We start from the raw sequence: 17,632 nt of genomic DNA, 5'->3' as shown, positions 1-17,632 counted from the left end.
GCAGTTTGCGTCAGGCGACAATCTGTTAGCTTGCCTTTGTTGCACCCTCGCTGCCTGACCTGCACAGCGATCGGAGATTGATATCCTGGGAGGAGAATTACGATGAGGAAAATTGTAGCCGCCCTGGCCGCCGCCGCGGCCGTCACGCTTTATTCGTTCACCGCCAGCGCACAGACCTATCCCGAGCGCACCATCACCGTCGTCGTGCCGTTTGCGGCCGGCGGTCCGACCGACACGGTTACGCGGCTCGTCGCCGAAGCCATGTCGAAGGATCTCGGCCAGCAGATCATCGTCGAAAATGTCGGCGGCGCCGGCGGCACGCTGGGCGCCGGCCGCGTCGCCAACGCCGACCCGGATGGCTACACGCTGCTCCTCCATCACATCGGCATGGCGACCAGCGCGACCCTCTACAGAAAACTCGCCTACGACACGCTGAACGCCTTCGAGTATGTCGGCCTCGTCACCGAGGTGCCGATGGCCATCGTCGCCCGCAAGGACCTGGAGCCGGCCGACCTGAAAGGGCTGGTCGAATACGCCAAGACCAACAAGGACACCATCACCGTCGCCAATGCCGGCATCGGCGCTGCCTCGCATCTGTGCGGCATGCTGTTCATGAGCGCCATCGGCACGCCGCTGGTCACCGTGCCCTACAAGGGCACCGGTCCGGCCATGACCGACCTTCTCGGCGGCCAGGTCGACATTATGTGCGACCAGACCACCAACACCACCAAGCAGATCCAGGGCGGCACGATCAAGGCCTATGCCGTCACCACGCCGGAGCGCCTCGACGTGCTGAAGGACGTGCCGACGACCATCGAAGCCGGCCTGCCCGCGGTGCAGGTCGGCATCTGGCACGGCCTCTATGCGCCGAAGGGCACGCCGGCCGAGATCACCGGCCGACTGTCGAAATCGCTCCAGGTCGCGCTGAAGGACCCCAACGTCATCGCCCGCTTCGCCGAACTCGGCACCAAGCCGTCGTCCGAGGCCGACGCGACGCCGGCAGCGCTGAAGGCCAAGCTGGAAGGCGAGATCATGCGCTGGAAGCCGATCATCGAAGCCGCCGGCCAATACGCCGACTGAGGCTTGAACGGGGCGCTGCCGGCGCCCCGTTTTCGCTTCGACGTCCGTTTTCACATTTGCAACGGCAAGCCCGTTGCAAGGGTCAGGGGAGGACCGCCATGAAACCTTTCGCCATCGACAGGGCAAACGGCCTGTGCGCCGCGCTGTTCATCTTTTTCGGCGCCTTTTTCGCGATACAATCGCTCGGCCTCGAAATCGGCACCGCCTTCCGCATGGGACCGGGCTATTTCCCGCTGGTGCTGGCGATCGTGCTGATCGTGCTCGGCGCCATCATCCTCGTTCAGGCGGTGCGCGTCGAGGGCGAGCCGATCGGCCCCATTGCGTGGCGCGGCATGCTGTTCATCCTGCCGGCGCCGATCTTTTTCGGCATGACCGTGCGCGGCCTCGGCTTCGTCCCGTCGATCTTCCTGACGGCGCTGATCGCCTCTTTTGCCAGCGCCCGCATGAAGCCGCTGACGGCACTTCTGCTGTCGGCCGGCCTGACGCTGTTTTCGGTGCTGGTCTTCAGCTACGCGCTCGGGCTGCCATTCCAGCGCTTCGGCCCCTGGTTGCCCCAATGGCTGGCATTGTGAGGCGCTGAGATGGACCTCCTCAGGAACCTCGAACTCGGCTTTTCGACGGCCACCACGCCGGCCAATCTGGGTTTTTGCCTCATCGGCGTTCTGCTCGGCACGCTGATCGGCGTCCTGCCCGGCATCGGCGCCACCGCAACCATCGCCATGCTGCTGCCGATCACCTTCCAGATCGGCGACCCGGTCTCGTCCCTCATCATGCTGGCCGGCATCTACTACGGCGCCCAGTATGGCGGTTCGACCACCGCCATTCTCATCAACATGCCCGGCGAATCCTCCTCGGCCGTGACCGCCATCGACGGCTACCAGATGGCCAGGAACGGTCGCGCCGGGGCGGCTCTGGCGATCGCCGCGATCGGCTCGTTCTTCGCCGGCACGGTGTCGACCTTCCTGGTCGCCGTCTTTGCCCCGCCGCTGACGGCAATAGCCCTGCAATTCGGCGCGGCCGAATATTTTTCGCTGATGATCGTCGGCCTCGTCTCGTCCATCGCTCTCGCCCATGGCTCGATCGTCAAGGCGCTGGCGATGGTCGTGCTCGGCCTGCTGCTCGGCATTGTCGGCACCGACATCTACACCGGCACGCCGCGCTTCACGCTCGGCATCCGCGAATATGCCGACGGGCTGAACTTCGTGGCGGTGGCGGTCGGCGTCTTCGGCGTCGCCGAGATCCTGCGCAATCTCGAAAACGAGCACGAGCGCTCGGTGATGATCAAAAAAGTCTCCGGCCTGATGCCGACCCGCGACGACTTCAAGGCGATGGCAGCACCCATCGTGCGCGGCACGATCATCGGTTCGGCGCTCGGCATCCTGCCCGGCGGCGGCGCGGTGCTTGCCGCCTTTGCCTCCTACACGGTCGAAAAGCGCGTGTCGAAACACCCGGAGGAGTTCGGCAAGGGCGCCATCGCCGGCGTCGCCGGACCGGAATCGGCCAACAATGCCGGCGCCCAGACCTCCTTCATTCCGATGCTGACGCTGGGCATTCCGGCCAATCCGGTCATGGCGCTGATGATCGGCGCCATGATAATCCAGGGCATCGTGCCCGGCCCCAATGTCGCGATCGAGCAGCCGGCGCTGTTCTGGGGCATCATCGCCTCGATGTGGATCGGCAATCTGATGCTGATCGTGCTGAACCTGCCGCTGATCGGGCTATGGGTGAAGCTGCTGACGATCCCCTATTATGTGCTCTTCCCGATCATCATGGCGTTCTGCTCGATCGGCGTTTACAGCGTCAACACCAACGCCTTCGATCTCTACGCGGTCGCATTCTTCGGCCTGCTCGGCTACATCCTGACCAAGCTGCGCTGCGAACCCGCACCCCTGCTGCTCGGCTTCGTGCTCGGCCCGCTGCTCGAGGAAAACCTGCGCCGCGCCATGATCCTGTCGCGCGGCGACCCCTCGACCTTCGTGACGCGGCCGATCAGCGCCGGCCTGCTGCTCGTCGCACTGGCCGTGCTCGTCGTCGTCTTCCTGCCGTCGGTCAAGAAGAAGCGCGAAGAGGTGTTCGTGGAGGAAAGCTAGTTGTCGGGACGCCGGGCGCCGCGATTTCCACGAGCGGCGCCGGCACGTCTGTCGTCTTCACCTCGGCCTTGCAGAGATCGGCGATGACGCAGGCCGGGCAATCGGGCTTGCGCGCCTTGCAGACATAGCGGCCATGCAGGATCAGCCAGTGATGCGCATGGCGCATATACTCGTCCGGGATGATCCGCAGCAGCCCTTGCTCGACCTGTTCGGGCGTCTTGCCTGGCGCCAGGCCGAGGCGGTTGCCGATGCGGAAAATATGGGTGTCGACCGCCATCGTGTGCTGGCCGAACGCCATGTTGAGCACGACATTGGCGGTCTTGCGCCCGACCCCCGGCAGCTTGACCAACTCATCGCGCTCGCTGGGCACCTCGCCGCCGTAATCGCGTATCAGCGCCTCCGAGAGCGCCACGACATTCTTGGCCTTGTTGCGCCAGAGCCCGATCGTGCGGATGTACTCGCCGACCCTGGCTCCGCCCAGCGCCAGCATCTTTTCAGGTGTGTCGGCGACCTTGAACAACGCCCGCGTCGCCTTGTTGACGCCGGCATCGGTCGCCTGCGCCGACAGCACCACGGCCACCAGCAGCGTGAAGGCGTTGACATGCTCGAGCTCGCCCTTCGGCTCGGGCCGTTGCACCGAAAACCGCCGGAAGATCTCATGCACCTCGGCCGCGCTGTAGAGCGAACGGACCCGCGCCGGCGCCGGTCGCGGCTTGGCATTCGAGCCGTCGCGCCGCCCGGGCGGCAGTTCACTTTTGGATAGGGAAAGATTTTTGGACTTGGGGCTGGCCATTCCCTTCCTATAATATCCTGGGATGAGCGACACAAACGCCTCGTTTCAGGCCGACGAGCCATTCTTCCAGGCGCTGCTGACACCGCACCGCTCGCTAGGCCGCACCGGCTTTGCCGTGCTAATGGGCGCGCTGCTGTTCGGCTGGGTGGTGACCGGGGCGTTTTTCCTGTCGCGCGGCGCCTGGCCGGTGTTCGGCTTCTTCGGCCTCGACGTCATCGCCGTCTACGTCGCCTTCCGCGCCAACTATCGCGCCGCCCGTGCCCGCGAGGAAGTGTCGGTGTCGCGCACCAGCCTCGACATCCGCAAGACGGCGCCCTCGGGAAAGTCGGAAGCGCATCGCTTCAACCCGTTCTGGGCGCGCTTTTGCGTCGCTCGCCATGCCGAGATCGGCATCACCAGGATGACGGTGGAAGCACAAGGACAGAATGTGCCGATCGGATCATTCCTGGACCCAGACTCCCGCGAGAGTTTTGCTGTGGCCTTTTCGCGGGCACTGACAAAAGCCAGGACGCGCTAGAGCCGCCGCATTAGAACCGGTAGCGTAAAATCCTGCCGACCTTGCGCAATGCGGGAATGTGTCTCCACAGTCCGATGAACAGTTTCGCGGACCAGCCCATGTGCGCGGTGCGTTCGGCGCTGTAGGCCGAGATGTCATCGACAAAGCGCAGCTTCGGAACGGCACGCTCCAGTACCTGCGGGTCGTCGATCGCCCAGTGAACCTCGGCGCCCGTCGCCCTGATGGTCGGATTGAGGCGCAGCATCTTCAGGCCGAAGTGGCTGTAGGCGTCGAACATCAGCTCGCCGCCGGCAAGATGCGCGACAAGGCGGGACAGCAGCCGTGGCCCCTCCTCTACCGGGAGATAAGGCGTCAACCCCTCCATCACCACGACGGCCGGACGATTGCGCGGCACTTCTGCCAGCCAGTCTGGGTCGGTTACCGAAGAGCCGACGAGGTGGTAGTGGTCCCGGGACGGGTAAAGCTTGCGCCGGAGCGCGATGACATCCGGAAAATCGACATCGAACCACTCCACGCCTTCGGGTGGATCGACACGGAAAATGCGCGTATCGAGCCCGCAGCCGAGATGCAGCACGATGGCGCCGGGATTTCTGGCGATGAAGTCCTGAACGCGGACATCATACGTCTTGGCCCGGATCGCCAGGCCGATGCCGAGATTGGTGTCGACCTTGAGGCGCGAGAAATCATAGTCGATCTTGCGCACGGCCTCGTCGGCGAAGCGATCCCCGAGCAGCGAATGCGGCAGCCGGCTTTCCAGTGCCTTGCCATAAAGCGTCATCAGCAAGGTTTCCCTTGCTCCGCTCAGATTCACCCTTTCGCCGGCCATTGGCATCTCCCGGGGCGCAATCCAGTATTTATCTGGTAACAGGCGGCAACAAGGCAAGTTTCGGGTGGTTGCAAGGGGCGGAAAGACCGATATTCGCGGTCAAGGAGATATTGCCATGAACGCCCAGATGACCATGAATACGCAGATGAAACCGACAGCGATCCTGCAGCACGACATCACCCCCGAGGGCAGCGACTACGAGGTCGTGCGCCGCGCCATCGAGAAGATCAGCCTCGACTATCGCGACCAGCCCTCGCTGGAAGCCCTGGCAGCCGATGTCGGCGAGACACCCACGGGCCTGCAAAAGCTGTTCACCCGCTGGGCCGGCCTGTCGCCAAAAGCCTTCCTGCAGGCGGTCACCCTCGACCATGCCCGCAAACTGCTCGATTCCGGCATGCCGCTCCTCGAAACATCGTTCGAACTCGGCATGTCCGGCCCCGGCCGGCTGCACGATTTGTTCGTCACCCACGAGGCGATGTCGCCGGGCGACTACAAGACGCGCGGCGCTGGCCTGACCATCCGCTACGGCTACCACATCTCGCCCTTCGGCATCGCCCTGATCATGGTCACCGACCGTGGCCTTGCGGGGCTCGCCTTCAACGATCCGGGCGGCGAGCGGGCGGCGTTCGCCGACATGTCGGGCCGCTGGCCGAACGCCACCTATGTCGAGGACATGAGCGCCACCCAGCCCTATGCGGCGCGCATCTTCGATCCGACATTGTGGCGCGCCGACCAGCCGCTGCGCGTGGTGATGATCGGCTCCGACTTCCAGCTGCGCGTCTGGGACGCGCTGCTCAGGATCCCGATGGGCAAGGCCTGCACTTATTCCTCGATCGCCTCCAGGATCGGCGCGCCAAACGCCAGCCGGGCGGTGGGGGCGGCGGTCGGCGCCAACCCATTGTCATTCGTCGTCCCTTGCCATCGGGCGCTGGGCAAGTCCGGCGCACTCACCGGCTACCACTGGGGCCTGACCCGCAAACGCGCCATCCTCGGTTGGGAAGCGGGCCAGACCGCGTCCTGAAGCTGCCCGCATCAAACAACACCGGCGAAATCCCTTCGCCGGTGTTGTTCTTTTTGCGAGCTCCCGGCGCAAAACATCCGCACGCTCTGGCAAGCCGCCGGCTTACAGGTTAGCTTCCCGCGCATTCCGCAGGAGGCTTTCTTGATCATCGTTGTCGGCTCGATCAACCTCGACCTTATCGCCAATGTCGACCGCCTGCCTTCGCCGGGCGAGACGGTCCGCGGCTCCGGCTTCGCCACCGCGCCCGGCGGCAAGGGCGCCAACCAGGCGCTGGCTGCGGCGCGCGCCGGCGCCAAGGTGCGCATGGTCGGCGCCGTCGGCAAGGACAATTTCGCAACCGAAGCCCTGGCTTTGCTCGTGGCCGGCAAGGTCGATCTCTCCGGCGTCGGCCAGAGCTTCGCCTCCACCGGCACGGCGCTGATCCTCGTCGGCGCCGATGGCGAGAATGTCATTGCCGTGGTGCCGGGCGCCAATGATTCGGTGCTGCCCGGCGATCTCGCCAAGGCTTTCCTTGCGAAGGGCGACGTCGTCCTGCTGCAGCACGAGATCCCGTTGCAGACTGTCGATGCAGCGCTCGACGCCGCACGCGCCGCCGCCGCGGTCACCGTGCTCAACACCGCGCCGTTCCGTAGCGAGGCGGCAGCGTTGCTCGGCAAGGCCGACTACGCCGTCGCCAACGAAACCGAATTCGACCTTTACGGCGAGGCGCTGTCGCTGAAAGGCCGCGACCGCCCGGCGCGCATGCGCGACTTCGCCCGCAAGACCGGCCGCACCATCGTCGTCACGCTCGGCGGCGACGGCGTGCTGGCGGCGACCCCGGAGGATTTCCTGACCGTGCCGGCGCTGAAGATCACGCCGGTCGACACCGTCGGGGCCGGCGATACTTTTTGCGGTTATCTCGCCGCCGGGCTGGCGTCCAACCTGCCGCTGGAGCAGGCTCTCACCCGCGCCGCAGCCGCCGGCTCGCTCGCCTGCCTGAAGCCCGGCGCCCAGCCGGCCATCCCGCTGGCCGCGGATGTGGACACCGCCCTGCGCAACAACGCCGGATGACAGCCCTGCGCCCCGCAACGAAGCACGCCGTGCCCCCCGCCGGCGACATCTGCCGGATGTCCGCTGTCGACCTGGCCGAGGCGATCCGGCTGCGCCGCCTGTCCGTGCGCGAGTTGGTCGCCGCATTCCTTGACCGCATCGACGCGGTAAACCCGCTGGTCAATGCCATCGTCTCGTTGCGCGAGCGCTCCGACATCCTGCGCGAGGCCGACGCGGCGGACGCGCATCTAGCGCAAGGCGGGCCGGCCGGCTCGCTGTTTGGCCTGCCGATGGCGATAAAAGACCTCGCCATGACGCGCGGCTTGAGGACCAGTTTCGGCTCGCCGATCTTCGCCGATTTCGTGCCGCAGGAGGATGATTTCTTCGTCGAGCGCATCCGCAAGGCCGGCGGCATCATCATCGGCAAGACCAACGTTCCCGAATTCGGGCTGGGATCCAACACCTACAATAATGTTTTCGGACCGACGCTGAACGCGTTCGATCCGGCGCTGACCGCCGGCGGCTCGAGCGGCGGCGCAGCGGTCGCCCTTGCGCTCGACATGGTCCCGGTCGCCGACGGCAGCGATTTCGGCGGCTCGCTCCGCAATCCGGCGGCGTGGAACAATGTCTTTGGCTTCCGCCCGTCGCAGGGCCTTGTCCCCGGTGGGCCGGACCTCGAAGTCTTTCATGCCCAGATGGGCATAGACGGGCCGATGGGCCGCAGCATCAGCGACATGGCGCTGCTGCTCGATGTGCAGGCGGGCTACCACCCGCACGCGCCGCTGTCTTGGGAGAAACCCGGCTCGTTCCTCGAAGGGCTGGCAACGCCGGCAAGCGGCGGCCGCGTCGGCTGGCTCGGTGATCTCGGCGGTCACCTGCCGGTAGAGCCTGGCATCCTCGATCTGTGCGAGGCCGCACTCGGCCGCTTCGCGGAGGCATCCTTCCTGACCGAGCCCTTGCTGCCGGATTTCGATTTCGAGGCACTGTGGCAAGCCTTCGTGGTGCTGCGGCAGGCGAGCAGCGGCTCGGCGCTGAAAGTCCATTACGACGACCCGCTCAAGCGCGCCCTGCTGAAGCCGGAAGCCGTCTGGGAGGTGGAGAACGCCATGCGGCTGACGGCGCCGCAGATCCGCGCGGCCTCGGTCATCCGCACCTCCTGGCACCGGACGCTTCTGTCGCTGTTCGAGCACTTCGATCTCATCGCGCTGCCGACGGCGCAGGTCTTTCCTTTCGACGTCGGCACGCATTGGCCAAGTGAGGTCGCCGGACGGACGATGGACAGCTACCATCGCTGGATGCAGGTTTCGGCCTTCGCCACGCTCGGCGGCTGTCCGGCGCTCAACGTGCCGGTCGGCTTCGACGACAAAGGCCGCCCCTTGGGCATGCAGCTGATCGGCCGGCCGCGCGGCGACCTCGCCGTGCTCAGGGCCGGAGCGGCCTATGAGGCGACCTTGCCTTGGCAGGTGGGGGCGTCCTGACGCGAGGGGCGGCACGGTCTGCGACCGGCTTGCACCAGCCCCGCCGCCATGCATTGATTGCAGCCAGCCGCCTAAGCGCATCCTCGAGGAAATCCCCCATGTCGCTGGAACTCTACGCCGCCTATGTCCTTGCCTGCATCGTCATCATCCTGGTGCCCGGTCCGACTGTCACGCTGATCATCGCCAACAGCATCCGCCATGGCTACCGCGCCGGCCTTGCCAATGTCGCCGGCACGCAGGCTGGGCTCGCCGTGATGATCGCCATTGTCGGCATCGGCCTCAACACGCTGATATCGGGCATGGGCCACTGGTTCGAATGGGTACGCCTGATCGGCGCCGCCTATCTGATCTGGATGGGGGTGCAGATGTTCCGTTCCAAGGGCGCGCTGAATGCCGACGGCACCGCGAGAAAGCCGCGCGGCGGCTTCTTCCTGCAGGGCCTGCTCGTGGCGCTGAGCAACCCCAAGACCCTGGTGTTCTTCGGCGCCTTCTTCCCGCAATTCATCGCCCCGCAGGGCAATTACACCCTGCAGATCGTCGTCATGGGCCTCACCGCCATGATCTTCGCCGCCGTCTCGGATTCCACCTATGCTCTCGCCGCCAGCCGCGCCGGCCGCCTGCTCTCGGCAAGCCGCATTAAGCTGATGTCCAGGATCAGCGGCAGCTTTCTGGTCGGCGGCGGCCTGTGGCTAGCTTTTTCGAAGGCGAAGTAACAACCGTGGACGGTCGTTTCCAACGGCAGAATGAGCCCGTACGTGAAGGCTGATTGAAAGTCAGTCTCCACGCCACCACATGACTTTGTGCTGGGGATTCTTTCAAATGTCATGGACTTATAGGGATTTGAAAAGGAACGCGCCCGGCGTGGTCCTGATCGTCGCCATGTTCGCGATGATGGTTCCTTCGGCGCTCTACAAATGGACGAATGACGCGAGCCCTATCCGGTCAGTCGAGCCAATCCACGCAACGGTCAAAAGCGCCCAATCGGACCACGACCACACCCTTTATCTGGTTTCGCTCGAAAGCGGTTCGTCCATTCTTGTCGATGACGACCGGCCGCATCTGATCGGCGCGACGGCAAACATGGAGCGCGTCACGCGCGAGAATGGAATGGTCTTCTATCGATTTGCAAAGTGAACGGCGGCGGCGCCTTCCTTCTCCCCCTGTGGGAGAAGGTGGATCGGCGCGATAGCGCCGAGACGGATGAGGGGTGTTCCAGCGGAGTGAGACGTGGGCGTTCCCTGGAACACCCCACATCCGTCGCCTTCGGCGACGCCGCCCGGGGGCGAGCCACTTGTCTCGCCCCGTCCCTTCGGAACCCACAATGGGAGAAAGGAAAGACAGAGCTAAAGCCGCGCCAACCTCTCAACCAGCAGCGCGAAAAACGCGTCATGGTCGATGTCGCGCATCACCATGGCGTTCTTCGGCCGCTTGGTCACGCCCCACCAGTCGATCACGGTCATGCCCATGGTGAGTTCGGAGGTGGTTTCCACGGTGACGTTGCAGTTGCGGCCCTTGAACAGCTCCGGCTTCAACAGATAGGCGATGACGCAGGGGTCGTGCAGCGGGCCGCCATCGGTGCCGTATTTCTCCTCGTCGAAGCGCTCGAAGAACTCCAGCATCTCGGCCGTCGCGGTGCCGACCCTGGTGCCGAGCTGGCGGATGGCCTGCGTGCGCTTGGCCGTGGTCAGCGCCTTGTGGGTAACGTCGAGCGGCATCATGACGATCGGAATGCCGGATTTGAAGACCAGGTCGGCGGCTTGCGGATCGACATAGATGTTGAATTCTGCGGTCGGCGTGACATTGCCGCCTTCGAAGAAACCGCCGCCCATCAGTACGATTTCCTTGATGCGCGGCGCGATCTTCGGCTCACGGATCAGCGCCAGCGCGACATTGGTGAGCGGGCCGAGCGCGCACAGCGTGATCGTGCCGGCCTCTTCCTTCATCAGCGTCTCGACGATGAAGTCGACCGCATACTGGCCCTGCAGCTTCATCTTCGGATCGGGCAGTTGCGGGCCGTTGAGGCCGGTCTTGCCATGCACTTCCTCGGCGGTGACCAGCTCGCGCGCCAACGGGCGGATGGCGCCTGCATAGACCTTGATATCGGGCCGTCCCGCCAGTTCGCAGATTTTCCTGGCGTTCTTTTCGGTCAATTTCAGCGGCACGTTGCCGGCAACAGCAGAGATGCCGACGATCTCCAACTCGGCGCTGCCGAGCGCCAGCAATATGGCGACGGCATCGTCCTGGCCGGGATCCGTGTCGATGATGATCTTGCGGGTCTGGGGCATTTCATTTCCTTATGCGGGGGAGTCTTTTTGGCGAGGGTGTTCGGCGGCTTGAACTTGGCCGCGGCGCGGACCATATCAAGACCATCGGGAAAAATGCCATCCGGGTTTTTCCAGTTTATGTCGCTCCAAAGAGGACAGTGTAACATGAGCCGAATGACGCCCTTCTCCAGCCCGCTTCTCCTTGGTTTCGATGCCATGGAAAAGACCCTGGAACGACTGGCGAAATCCGGTGACAGTTATCCTCCCTACAACATCGAGCGCCTCAGCGGTGCTGACGGCAAGGCCGAAAGGCTGCGCATTACGCTGGCTGTCGCGGGTTTCGCCGAAAGCGATCTCGATGTCACCACGGAGGAAAACCAGTTGGTCGTGCGCGGCCGTCAAACCGACGACACCGAGCGCGAATTCCTCCACCGCGGCATCGCCGCGCGCCAGTTCCAGCGCTGTTTCGTGCTGGCCGACGGCATGCGGGTGATCGCAGCGGAACTGAAGAACGGCCTTTTGTCGATCGATCTCGATCGGCCGGATACCGAACGGCTGGTACGGAAAATAAATATATCGGTGAAAGACTGATCTTTACCGATGGCTCTCATGCGGGATGGCCTTGAGCGGCGTCCTCGCGCCAAGGAGGCTTGAAATGACCAGAACTGACGAAACCATCACCATGACCAGCGGCGAATTCGCCCATCTCGGCGAAGGCTCGGTCGCTTATCTCCGCAAGGTCTCGAGCGACGAATTGCTCGGCCGCTTCCCCAATCTGGGCGAAATCGCGCCCGGCATGGTCCTGTGGGCCCTGTTTGCCGCCAACGGCCAGCCGATCCTGCTTTCGGATGCGAAAGACCGGGCTTTGGCCGGCGCCATGGAAAACGACCTGACCACTGTCGCCATTCACTAAGGCGACTGCTGGCGGTTGAAATGGAGAGGGCCGCCTTCGGCGGCCCCTGGAAGACTTAAATCCGAAGAACTTCAGGCGGCGTGCGAGGCCTGCGTGTCCGAAAGCAGCGCGTGGATGGCGACCGCGTCGCGCGTGCCTCTGATCTTGGCCACCGTGTCGGCGTCGCGCAAAACCCTGGCGATGCGAGACAGTGCCTTGAGGTGATCGGCGCCGGCGCCTTCCGGGGCCAGCAGCAAAAACACCAGATCGACCGGCTGGTCATCCAGGGCCTCGAAATCGACCGGCGTCTCCAGCCGGGCAAAGACGCCGGCGATGCGCTTCACCCCGGCGAGCTTGCCGTGCGGAATGGCGATGCCGTTGCCGACGCCGGTGGAGCCCAGCCGTTCGCGCTGCAGGATAGTGTCGAACACTTCGCGCTCCGGAATGCCGGAAATCGCCGCCGCTCTCTCGGACAGCAACTGCAGAAGCTGCTTTTTGGAGTTCGCCTTCAACGCCGGCAAGATCGCCGGAACGTTGAGAAGATCGCTCAGATCCATATTTGAAATCCCTTATTCGCCTGCCGTCGCCAGTCCTCGCCCCTCGCGCGGCTGGCTATTATCTCCGCGAGACCATTGTCGTCACCTGTGCGACCATTGTCGTTGTCGTCACGCCTGTGCGACTTTGGTCGTCGACGGGTCGATCCAGCCGATATTTCCGTCCGGCCGCCGATAGACGATGTTGAGGTGGTCGTTTCCGGCGTTGCGGAAGACGAAAACCGGGCTGTCCTTGGTGTCGAGTTCGATAACCGCCGACGCCACCGACATGGTCTGCAGCGTCATGGTTGATTCGGCGACGATGGCCGGGGCGTAGTCCTCCGGAATGTCCTCATCGTCATCGGTCAGCGGCGCCATCACCGTATAGGCGATGTCGGTGATTTCACCATTTCCAGTGCCTGAATTGTGCGATTTCAGACGGCGTTTGTAGCGCCGCAGCCTGGTTTCGAGGCGGTCCGCGGCCGCCTCGAAGGCAAGTGTCGGATCCTGGGAATCGCCGGTTGCCTGCAGCGAAGCGCCGGAATCCAGCCTGATCATGCAATCGGCCGAGTAACGCGACCCCGATTTGATGACCGTGACGTGCCCTGAAAAACCGCGATCGAAATATTTTCCAATCGCCTCGCCGACACGATCGGTAATGCGCGTACGCAACGCATCGCCGATATCCATGTGTTTACCCGATATGCGCAATTTCATCTGAAAACTGACCTTCCTTGCTCAGGCTTCAAACTGGCCAGAGTTTATACTCGTGATCCGTGCGCACAAGCTTTGCGGCGTCAACTCGCGCCGATTTTAGATCCGAACTTTCCGGTTGATCACAATCCGCCTTCTTGGCCGTCCCGTGGCCTTCATCGTGACGGACCATCCGCATGCGGGCCGCGAGCCCGTCTCATGCGGGCGGGCTTCTAGACACTTCATTGCAGCTTGTCAATTAATGCATGTCGCCCAGAAGTGCGCTGCGGTTCTGGGACAACGACATGCATCAAAACAAAGACTTAAAGCGCGTCGCATGAATCCGTTTCAGCGCGACGCGCTTTAAGGTCGAAAGTTGTGGAAATCCAACCATAGCAAAAGCCTTGCCGGGCAAGCAGAGCTAGCGCCCCGCGCTCGCCAGAGCGCGCTTTTCACGCCGCCGCTGCACCGACGAGGGAATATTCATACCCTCCCGGTACTTGGCCACCGTGCGCCGGGCAATATCGACGCCGCTTTCCTTCAACATATCGACGATTGCGTCATCGGACAGCACATCGGCGGGCTTTTCCTCGTCGATCAGCTGCTTGATGCGGTCGCGCACCGCTTCCGAGGAATGCGCATCACCGCCGCCCGACGCCGCGATCGAAGCCGTGAAGAAATAACGCAGCTCGAACACGCCACGCGGCGTCAGCATGTATTTGTTGGCCGTCACCCGGCTGACGGTCGATTCATGCATGCCGATGGCATCGGCCACCGTGCGCAGGTTGAGCGGCCTGAGCTGGCGCACGCCATGGACGAGAAAAGCGTCCTGCTGGCGCACGATTTCCGACGCCACTTTCAGGATCGTCTTTGCCCGCTGGTCGAGGCTCCGCGTCAGCCAGTTGGCATTCTGCAGGCATTCGGCCAGGAAATCCTTCTCCGCCTGATTCTTCGCATGCGGCGAGACCTGGGCGAAATAGATGTGATCGACCAGCACGCGCGGCAGCGTCTCGGCATTGAGCTCGACCGTCCAGCTACCGTCATTGGCGGCACGGACTTCGACATCGGCGACGATGGCATCGCTGGCGCCGCCTGAAAATGCCGTGCCCGGACGCGGATCGAGCGCGCGGATTTCGGCCAGCATGTCGAGAAGATCCTCCTCGTCAACCCCGCAAAGCCGCTTCAGCGTCTGGAAATCGCGCCGCGCCAGGAGTTCGAGGTTGCCGATCAGCGTTTTCATCGCCGGATCGAGACGATCGCGCATGGCAAGTTGCAGCGACAGGCATTCGGCAAGGTCGCGCGCAAAAAGGCCGACCGGCTCGAATGTGTGGCAGGCTGCCAGCACCTTGGCCACCACCGCCTGATCGGCGCCGAGCCGTTTGGCGATCTCGGCGGGATCGGCGCGCAGATAGCCGGCCTCGTCCAGGCCGTCGGCCAGTTCGGCTGCGATCAGCCTTGCGGCCGGATCGGCAAAGGCAAGCGCGATCTGCTCGCCGACATGCTGGCGCAGCGTGATCGCCGCGGCGGCCATGTCGCCGACGTCGAAGCCTTCGGAAGAACCGGACGAACTATTGCCGGTGGCCGACTTCCACTGCGCCGTCAGGTCCGGACCGAGCCGCTCGCTGGTGCCGGGATCGTCGGGGAACAGATTTTCCAGCGAGCTGTCGAGCTTGTCGGAGATCGCTTCGGCGCTCCACGCCGTCTCGTTTTCGAACCAGTCGCCATCGGCAGCAGGCTCAGGAGCGGCATCGCCCTTCTGCACCTGGTCGCTTGCGGCGTCATCCTGGGGCTCGGCGCGCTCCAGCAGCGGATTGCGCTCGATCTCGTCGTCGATGAAGTGGTCGAGCTCGACATGGGTGAGCTGCAACAGCCTGATCGACTGCATCAGCTGCGGCGTCATCACCAGCGACTGGGATTGTCGTAGCTGTAGTTTCGCCGCCAACGCCATGGTTCGGTTTCAAACGCCCTTCTGCACCCGGAAGCCTACACATCAGAAGCTGCCGGAAAATGAATTTTTCCGACCTTCCATAGAAACTGGCCCGGCTTTTGCTTGTCAAGGCGAACGATGGCAAAAGGCCCCTACCGAAGCATTATCTCACGCAAAATCGGAGAAAAAAGCCCGGCGGGGCGGCAAAAATCACGTCAGGAAACAAATTTCACGCTCAGAGCGTGAAACCTTCGCCGAGGTAGAGCCGGCGCACATCGGGGTTCGCCACCACCTCGTCGGCACGGCCATGAGTCAGCACCTGGCCGGCATGGATGATGTAGGCGCGGTCGATGAGGCCGAGCGTTTCGCGCACATTGTGGTCGGTAATCAGCACGCCGATGCCGCGCGCCGTTAGATGACGAACCAGTTGCTGGATGTCGGCGACGGCAATCGGGTCGATGCCGGCGAACGGCTCGTCGAGCAGCATGTAGGCCGGGCGCGTCGCCAAAGCTCGGGCGATCTCAAGACGCCGCCGCTCGCCACCCGACAGCGACATGGACGGCGACTTCCGCAGATGGCTGATGTGAAATTCCTCGAGCAGTTCGTCGAGATTGCGCTCGCGCACCTTGCGGTCCTTCTCAACCACTTCGAGCACGGCGCGGATGTTCTGCTCGACATTCAGGCCGCGGAAGATCGAGGCTTCCTGCGGCAAATAGCCGATGCCGAGGCGGGCGCGGCGGTACATCGGCATCGAGGTGACGTCGAAACCGTCGATCTCGATCGTGCCCTCATCGACCGGCACCAAGCCGGTGACCATGTAGAAACAGGTGGTCTTGCCGGCGCCGTTCGGCCCGAGCAGCCCGACGGCCTCGCCGGCGCGCACGCCGATGGTGACACCGCTGACCACCTTGCGGCCCTTGTAGCTCTTGGTCAGACCCTTGGCGATCAGGGTGCCCTTGAACTTCGAGGAATCAACGGTGACTGTGGCCGGTGCTGCAAGTTTACTGGCCGCCCGTCCCGGAAGGCGGGTCAGCAGCGAAGACACGCCAGTCATTCGGGCTTCGGGGCCTCGGATTTCGGTGGCGGCGTCATCGACATGATGACGCGCCCGCCGCAGCCATCGACCTGAGCAAGGCCGCTTTTCATCTGCACGGTGAGCTTGCAGCCCTTGAGGACGTTGGGTCCTTGGGACAAGACGACCTCCTTGCCCGACAGAACTAGCACCTGCGTCTTCATGTCGAACGTGGCGTTGTCGCCGGTGGCGATCTGGTCATTCGACTTGATGTAGACTTTGTTCTTGACCACCAGATGGTCGATATTGGCCGAACCGGTCATCGCCGAAGCGCCGGCGGCAGCACCTTTGGCGGCGTTGGGGTCCTTGACGTAGTAGACCTCCATGCTGCCGGCCTTGAGCAGCGTTGGCCCTTGCGTGACGGTGACGTTGCCGCTGAACAGCGCCATGCTGTCGGCCTGGCGGACCTCAAGTTTGTCGCTCTCGATCTGGATCGGCTGGTCGCCCGACAGTTTGAGCCCGGACTGGCTGCTGGCGCTGGACTGAGCCCAGGACGGCGCCATACCCAGCAACAGCAAGGCCGAAGCTGCGGCGACTAGCCGTGCCGAATTACTGGGACGCATTCGTTTCTCCGCTCTTTGCCTCTGCCGCCTTCATAGTGGCCGGATCGATGTGAACGCTTACCTTGTTCTCGAAAACGATGACCTTGCCATTGTCTTCGACCGACATTGAACCCGCGGTGATCCGCGAGCCGTTACGGCTGACATCGACCGCATCACCTGTCTTCATAGAGCCTTTGCCCATATCGAGGAAGACCGATTTGAAGATGGCAGCGACGCCGTCGGTGGTGGTGACGGTAACGTCGCTGGTCATGTCCATCGTGTTGGCGTTTCTGTTGTAGATCCCGCGCTTGGCGTCGACGGTCGCCACATTGTCGGCCGTCAGCGGCAATTTGGCATGGATGCCTTCGAGTTCGATGATGTCCTGCTTGCCGACATCCTGGATGGCGCGCAAGGCCGTCAGCGAATAGGGCAGCTTGTCCTTGGTGAAGCCGTTGAGCTTCGGATTGGCCATCACCAGCTTGCCATCCGCGAAAGCGGTGCCGTCTGCCTGTATCGAAATGTTGATCGGCGCCGCCAGATAGGAATAGACCGGAAACGCAACCGCGATCCCGGCGGCAAGCACCGGCACGGCAAACTTAAGCACGCGCACGCGGCGCGAGTGGCGCTGGGCGCGGTCGAAGGCGTCGCCGCGCGTGCCCGCTGGCGCCGTGGGCGCCAAGGCCGCATCGGCATTGGTCGGTTCGTTCGATCGCGCAAGCATGACTGACTTCTAATAAACCCTTGTCCGCCAAAACACCTGCTATAGGTGGGTTGCCGGCCCCCGCAAGCAAGCAAAAGCGGAGGAAAACCGCAAAAATGTGACGGCCGCTGTTTTACAGACGGAACTCAGGCGACACAATTTCGTCACTTCATAG

General features: G+C 63.5%; 20 protein-coding genes. 11 read left to right on the top strand and 9 right to left on the bottom strand.

Annotated elements, in window-relative coordinates:
- Positions 1 to 102: 102 nt before the first annotated feature.
- The 3 genes from NKH35_RS03815 (at position 103) to NKH35_RS03805 (ending at position 3,170) form a co-directional block, all read left to right on the top strand.
- The gene (locus NKH35_RS03815; RefSeq protein ID WP_023683081.1) at positions 103 to 1,080 is read left to right on the top strand and encodes a tripartite tricarboxylate transporter substrate-binding protein; all 978 of its coding nucleotides are present in this window, start codon (positions 103 to 105) and stop codon (positions 1,078 to 1,080) included.
- A gap of 98 nt (positions 1,081 to 1,178) precedes the next feature.
- Positions 1,179 to 1,652 carry a tripartite tricarboxylate transporter TctB family protein gene (locus NKH35_RS03810; RefSeq protein ID WP_023683080.1) on the top strand — a complete coding sequence of 158 codons (474 nt, stop codon included), beginning with the start codon at positions 1,179 to 1,181 and terminating at the stop codon, positions 1,650 to 1,652.
- A gap of 9 nt (positions 1,653 to 1,661) precedes the next feature.
- The gene (locus tag NKH35_RS03805) at positions 1,662 to 3,170 is read left to right on the top strand and encodes a tripartite tricarboxylate transporter permease (protein WP_023683079.1); all 1,509 of its coding nucleotides are present in this window, start codon (positions 1,662 to 1,664) and stop codon (positions 3,168 to 3,170) included.
- Here the strand turns inward: NKH35_RS03805 and nth are convergent.
- The gene (nth, locus tag NKH35_RS03800) at positions 3,130 to 3,963 is read right to left on the bottom strand and encodes an endonuclease III (RefSeq protein ID WP_023691952.1); all 834 of its coding nucleotides are present in this window, start codon (positions 3,961 to 3,963) and stop codon (positions 3,130 to 3,132) included. The two genes, NKH35_RS03805 and nth, sit on opposite strands and share 41 nt — an antisense overlap.
- A 22-nt stretch (positions 3,964 to 3,985) precedes the next feature.
- On the opposite strand from nth, the gene NKH35_RS03795 reads away from it, so the two are divergent.
- Positions 3,986 to 4,480, top strand: coding sequence for a DUF2244 domain-containing protein (locus NKH35_RS03795; RefSeq protein WP_352913390.1), 495 nt, complete (start codon positions 3,986 to 3,988; stop codon positions 4,478 to 4,480).
- Between the two features lie 10 nt (positions 4,481 to 4,490).
- Here the strand turns inward: NKH35_RS03795 and NKH35_RS03790 are convergent, their stop codons facing one another.
- Entirely contained in the window at positions 4,491 to 5,306 is an 816-nt protein-coding gene (locus NKH35_RS03790; protein WP_023683077.1) for a class I SAM-dependent methyltransferase, read from the bottom strand.
- Positions 5,307 to 5,421: 115 nt separating this feature from the next.
- Here NKH35_RS03790 and NKH35_RS03785 point away from each other — a divergent pair, with 115 nt between their 5' ends.
- The 5 genes from NKH35_RS03785 to NKH35_RS03765 all read left to right on the top strand — a co-directional run bounded on the left by NKH35_RS03785 (position 5,422) and on the right by NKH35_RS03765 (position 9,968).
- Positions 5,422 to 6,327: a methylated-DNA--[protein]-cysteine S-methyltransferase gene (locus NKH35_RS03785; protein ID WP_023669734.1), complete on the top strand. Its 906-nt coding sequence runs from the start codon at positions 5,422 to 5,424 to the stop codon at positions 6,325 to 6,327.
- 141 nt (positions 6,328 to 6,468) lie between these two features.
- Positions 6,469 to 7,377 carry a ribokinase gene (locus NKH35_RS03780; protein ID WP_023740841.1) on the top strand — a complete coding sequence of 303 codons (909 nt, stop codon included), beginning with the start codon at positions 6,469 to 6,471 and terminating at the stop codon, positions 7,375 to 7,377.
- Positions 7,374 to 8,834 carry an amidase gene (locus tag NKH35_RS03775; protein ID WP_031209132.1) on the top strand — a complete coding sequence of 487 codons (1,461 nt, stop codon included), beginning with the start codon at positions 7,374 to 7,376 and terminating at the stop codon, positions 8,832 to 8,834. Before NKH35_RS03780 ends, NKH35_RS03775 begins: the two co-directional genes overlap by 4 nt.
- A gap of 98 nt (positions 8,835 to 8,932) precedes the next feature.
- Positions 8,933 to 9,547: a LysE family translocator gene (locus NKH35_RS03770; RefSeq protein WP_023669737.1), complete on the top strand. Its 615-nt coding sequence runs from the start codon at positions 8,933 to 8,935 to the stop codon at positions 9,545 to 9,547.
- 106 nt (positions 9,548 to 9,653) lie between these two features.
- On the top strand, positions 9,654 to 9,968 hold the full coding sequence (locus tag NKH35_RS03765) for a hypothetical protein (RefSeq protein WP_023728527.1): 315 nt from the start codon (positions 9,654 to 9,656) through the stop codon (positions 9,966 to 9,968).
- A 209-nt stretch (positions 9,969 to 10,177) separates the two neighbouring features.
- Here NKH35_RS03765 and NKH35_RS03760 read toward each other — a convergent pair whose 3' ends face one another.
- On the bottom strand, positions 10,178 to 11,119 hold the full coding sequence (locus tag NKH35_RS03760; protein WP_023698210.1) for a nucleoside hydrolase: 942 nt from the start codon (positions 11,117 to 11,119) through the stop codon (positions 10,178 to 10,180).
- Between the two features lie 144 nt (positions 11,120 to 11,263).
- Here NKH35_RS03760 and NKH35_RS03755 point away from each other — a divergent pair, with 144 nt between their 5' ends.
- On the top strand, positions 11,264 to 11,689 hold the full coding sequence (locus NKH35_RS03755) for an Hsp20 family protein (protein WP_023669741.1): 426 nt from the start codon (positions 11,264 to 11,266) through the stop codon (positions 11,687 to 11,689).
- Between the two features lie 64 nt (positions 11,690 to 11,753).
- Positions 11,754 to 12,011, top strand: coding sequence for a BQ00720 family protein (locus NKH35_RS03750; RefSeq protein WP_023683072.1), 258 nt, complete (start codon positions 11,754 to 11,756; stop codon positions 12,009 to 12,011).
- A gap of 71 nt (positions 12,012 to 12,082) precedes the next feature.
- On the opposite strand, the gene ptsN is transcribed toward NKH35_RS03750, so the two are convergent.
- The 6 genes from ptsN to lptC all read right to left on the bottom strand — a co-directional run bounded on the left by ptsN (position 12,083) and on the right by lptC (position 17,478).
- Positions 12,083 to 12,547 carry a PTS IIA-like nitrogen regulatory protein PtsN gene (gene ptsN, locus NKH35_RS03745; protein WP_023669743.1) on the bottom strand — a complete coding sequence of 155 codons (465 nt, stop codon included), beginning with the start codon at positions 12,545 to 12,547 and terminating at the stop codon, positions 12,083 to 12,085.
- 108 nt (positions 12,548 to 12,655) lie between these two features.
- A complete protein-coding gene (hpf, locus tag NKH35_RS03740) occupies positions 12,656 to 13,240 on the bottom strand; it encodes a ribosome hibernation-promoting factor, HPF/YfiA family (protein WP_023683071.1) in 585 nt (194 codons plus the stop codon).
- A gap of 397 nt (positions 13,241 to 13,637) precedes the next feature.
- The gene (gene rpoN / locus NKH35_RS03735) at positions 13,638 to 15,164 is read right to left on the bottom strand and encodes an RNA polymerase factor sigma-54 (RefSeq protein ID WP_023735117.1); all 1,527 of its coding nucleotides are present in this window, start codon (positions 15,162 to 15,164) and stop codon (positions 13,638 to 13,640) included.
- A 214-nt stretch (positions 15,165 to 15,378) separates the two neighbouring features.
- Positions 15,379 to 16,197, bottom strand: a complete 819-nt coding sequence (lptB, locus tag NKH35_RS03730) for an LPS export ABC transporter ATP-binding protein (RefSeq protein WP_023669746.1) — start codon at positions 16,195 to 16,197, stop codon at positions 15,379 to 15,381.
- Positions 16,194 to 16,778, bottom strand: a complete 585-nt coding sequence (locus NKH35_RS03725; RefSeq protein ID WP_023683069.1) for an LptA/OstA family protein — start codon at positions 16,776 to 16,778, stop codon at positions 16,194 to 16,196. The genes lptB and NKH35_RS03725 overlap by 4 nt, the downstream gene beginning before the upstream one ends.
- Entirely contained in the window at positions 16,765 to 17,478 is a 714-nt protein-coding gene (gene lptC / locus NKH35_RS03720) for an LPS export ABC transporter periplasmic protein LptC (RefSeq protein ID WP_023669748.1), read from the bottom strand. Before lptC ends, NKH35_RS03725 begins: the two co-directional genes overlap by 14 nt.
- Positions 17,479 to 17,632 lie beyond the last annotated feature (154 nt).

Source organism: Mesorhizobium sp. M1143, from assembly GCF_040318435.1.
In the GTDB taxonomy this organism is placed as follows: domain Bacteria; phylum Pseudomonadota; class Alphaproteobacteria; order Rhizobiales; family Rhizobiaceae; genus Mesorhizobium.
The sequence above is the reverse complement of the archived record's forward strand: the minus strand, read 5'-3'. Positions and strand labels throughout refer to the sequence as shown.

Excerpts from the sequence above, each read along its gene's own strand:
- NKH35_RS03765 (WP_023728527.1), top strand. The coding sequence starts at position 9,654 with ATGTCATGGACTTATAGGGATTTGAAAAGGAACGCGCCCGGCGTGGTC.
- NKH35_RS03790 (WP_023683077.1), bottom strand. The coding sequence starts at position 5,306 with ATGGCCGGCGAAAGGGTGAATCTGAGCGGAGCAAGGGAAACCTTGCTG.
- NKH35_RS03775 (WP_031209132.1), top strand. The coding sequence starts at position 7,374 with ATGACAGCCCTGCGCCCCGCAACGAAGCACGCCGTGCCCCCCGCCGGC.
- NKH35_RS03785 (WP_023669734.1), top strand. The coding sequence starts at position 5,422 with ATGAACGCCCAGATGACCATGAATACGCAGATGAAACCGACAGCGATC.
- hpf (WP_023683071.1), bottom strand. The coding sequence starts at position 13,240 with ATGAAATTGCGCATATCGGGTAAACACATGGATATCGGCGATGCGTTG.
- lptB (WP_023669746.1), bottom strand. The coding sequence starts at position 16,197 with ATGACTGGCGTGTCTTCGCTGCTGACCCGCCTTCCGGGACGGGCGGCC.
- rpoN (WP_023735117.1), bottom strand. The coding sequence starts at position 15,164 with ATGGCGTTGGCGGCGAAACTACAGCTACGACAATCCCAGTCGCTGGTG.
- NKH35_RS03760 (WP_023698210.1), bottom strand. The coding sequence starts at position 11,119 with ATGCCCCAGACCCGCAAGATCATCATCGACACGGATCCCGGCCAGGAC.
- lptC (WP_023669748.1), bottom strand. The coding sequence starts at position 17,478 with ATGCTTGCGCGATCGAACGAACCGACCAATGCCGATGCGGCCTTGGCG.
- NKH35_RS03815 (WP_023683081.1), top strand. The coding sequence starts at position 103 with ATGAGGAAAATTGTAGCCGCCCTGGCCGCCGCCGCGGCCGTCACGCTT.
- NKH35_RS03805 (WP_023683079.1), top strand. The coding sequence starts at position 1,662 with ATGGACCTCCTCAGGAACCTCGAACTCGGCTTTTCGACGGCCACCACG.
- NKH35_RS03770 (WP_023669737.1), top strand. The coding sequence starts at position 8,933 with ATGTCGCTGGAACTCTACGCCGCCTATGTCCTTGCCTGCATCGTCATC.
- NKH35_RS03810 (WP_023683080.1), top strand. The coding sequence starts at position 1,179 with ATGAAACCTTTCGCCATCGACAGGGCAAACGGCCTGTGCGCCGCGCTG.
- NKH35_RS03755 (WP_023669741.1), top strand. The coding sequence starts at position 11,264 with ATGAGCCGAATGACGCCCTTCTCCAGCCCGCTTCTCCTTGGTTTCGAT.
- NKH35_RS03795 (WP_352913390.1), top strand. The coding sequence starts at position 3,986 with ATGAGCGACACAAACGCCTCGTTTCAGGCCGACGAGCCATTCTTCCAG.
- NKH35_RS03750 (WP_023683072.1), top strand. The coding sequence starts at position 11,754 with ATGACCAGAACTGACGAAACCATCACCATGACCAGCGGCGAATTCGCC.
- nth (WP_023691952.1), bottom strand. The coding sequence starts at position 3,963 with ATGGCCAGCCCCAAGTCCAAAAATCTTTCCCTATCCAAAAGTGAACTG.
- NKH35_RS03725 (WP_023683069.1), bottom strand. The coding sequence starts at position 16,778 with ATGCGTCCCAGTAATTCGGCACGGCTAGTCGCCGCAGCTTCGGCCTTG.
- ptsN (WP_023669743.1), bottom strand. The coding sequence starts at position 12,547 with ATGGATCTGAGCGATCTTCTCAACGTTCCGGCGATCTTGCCGGCGTTG.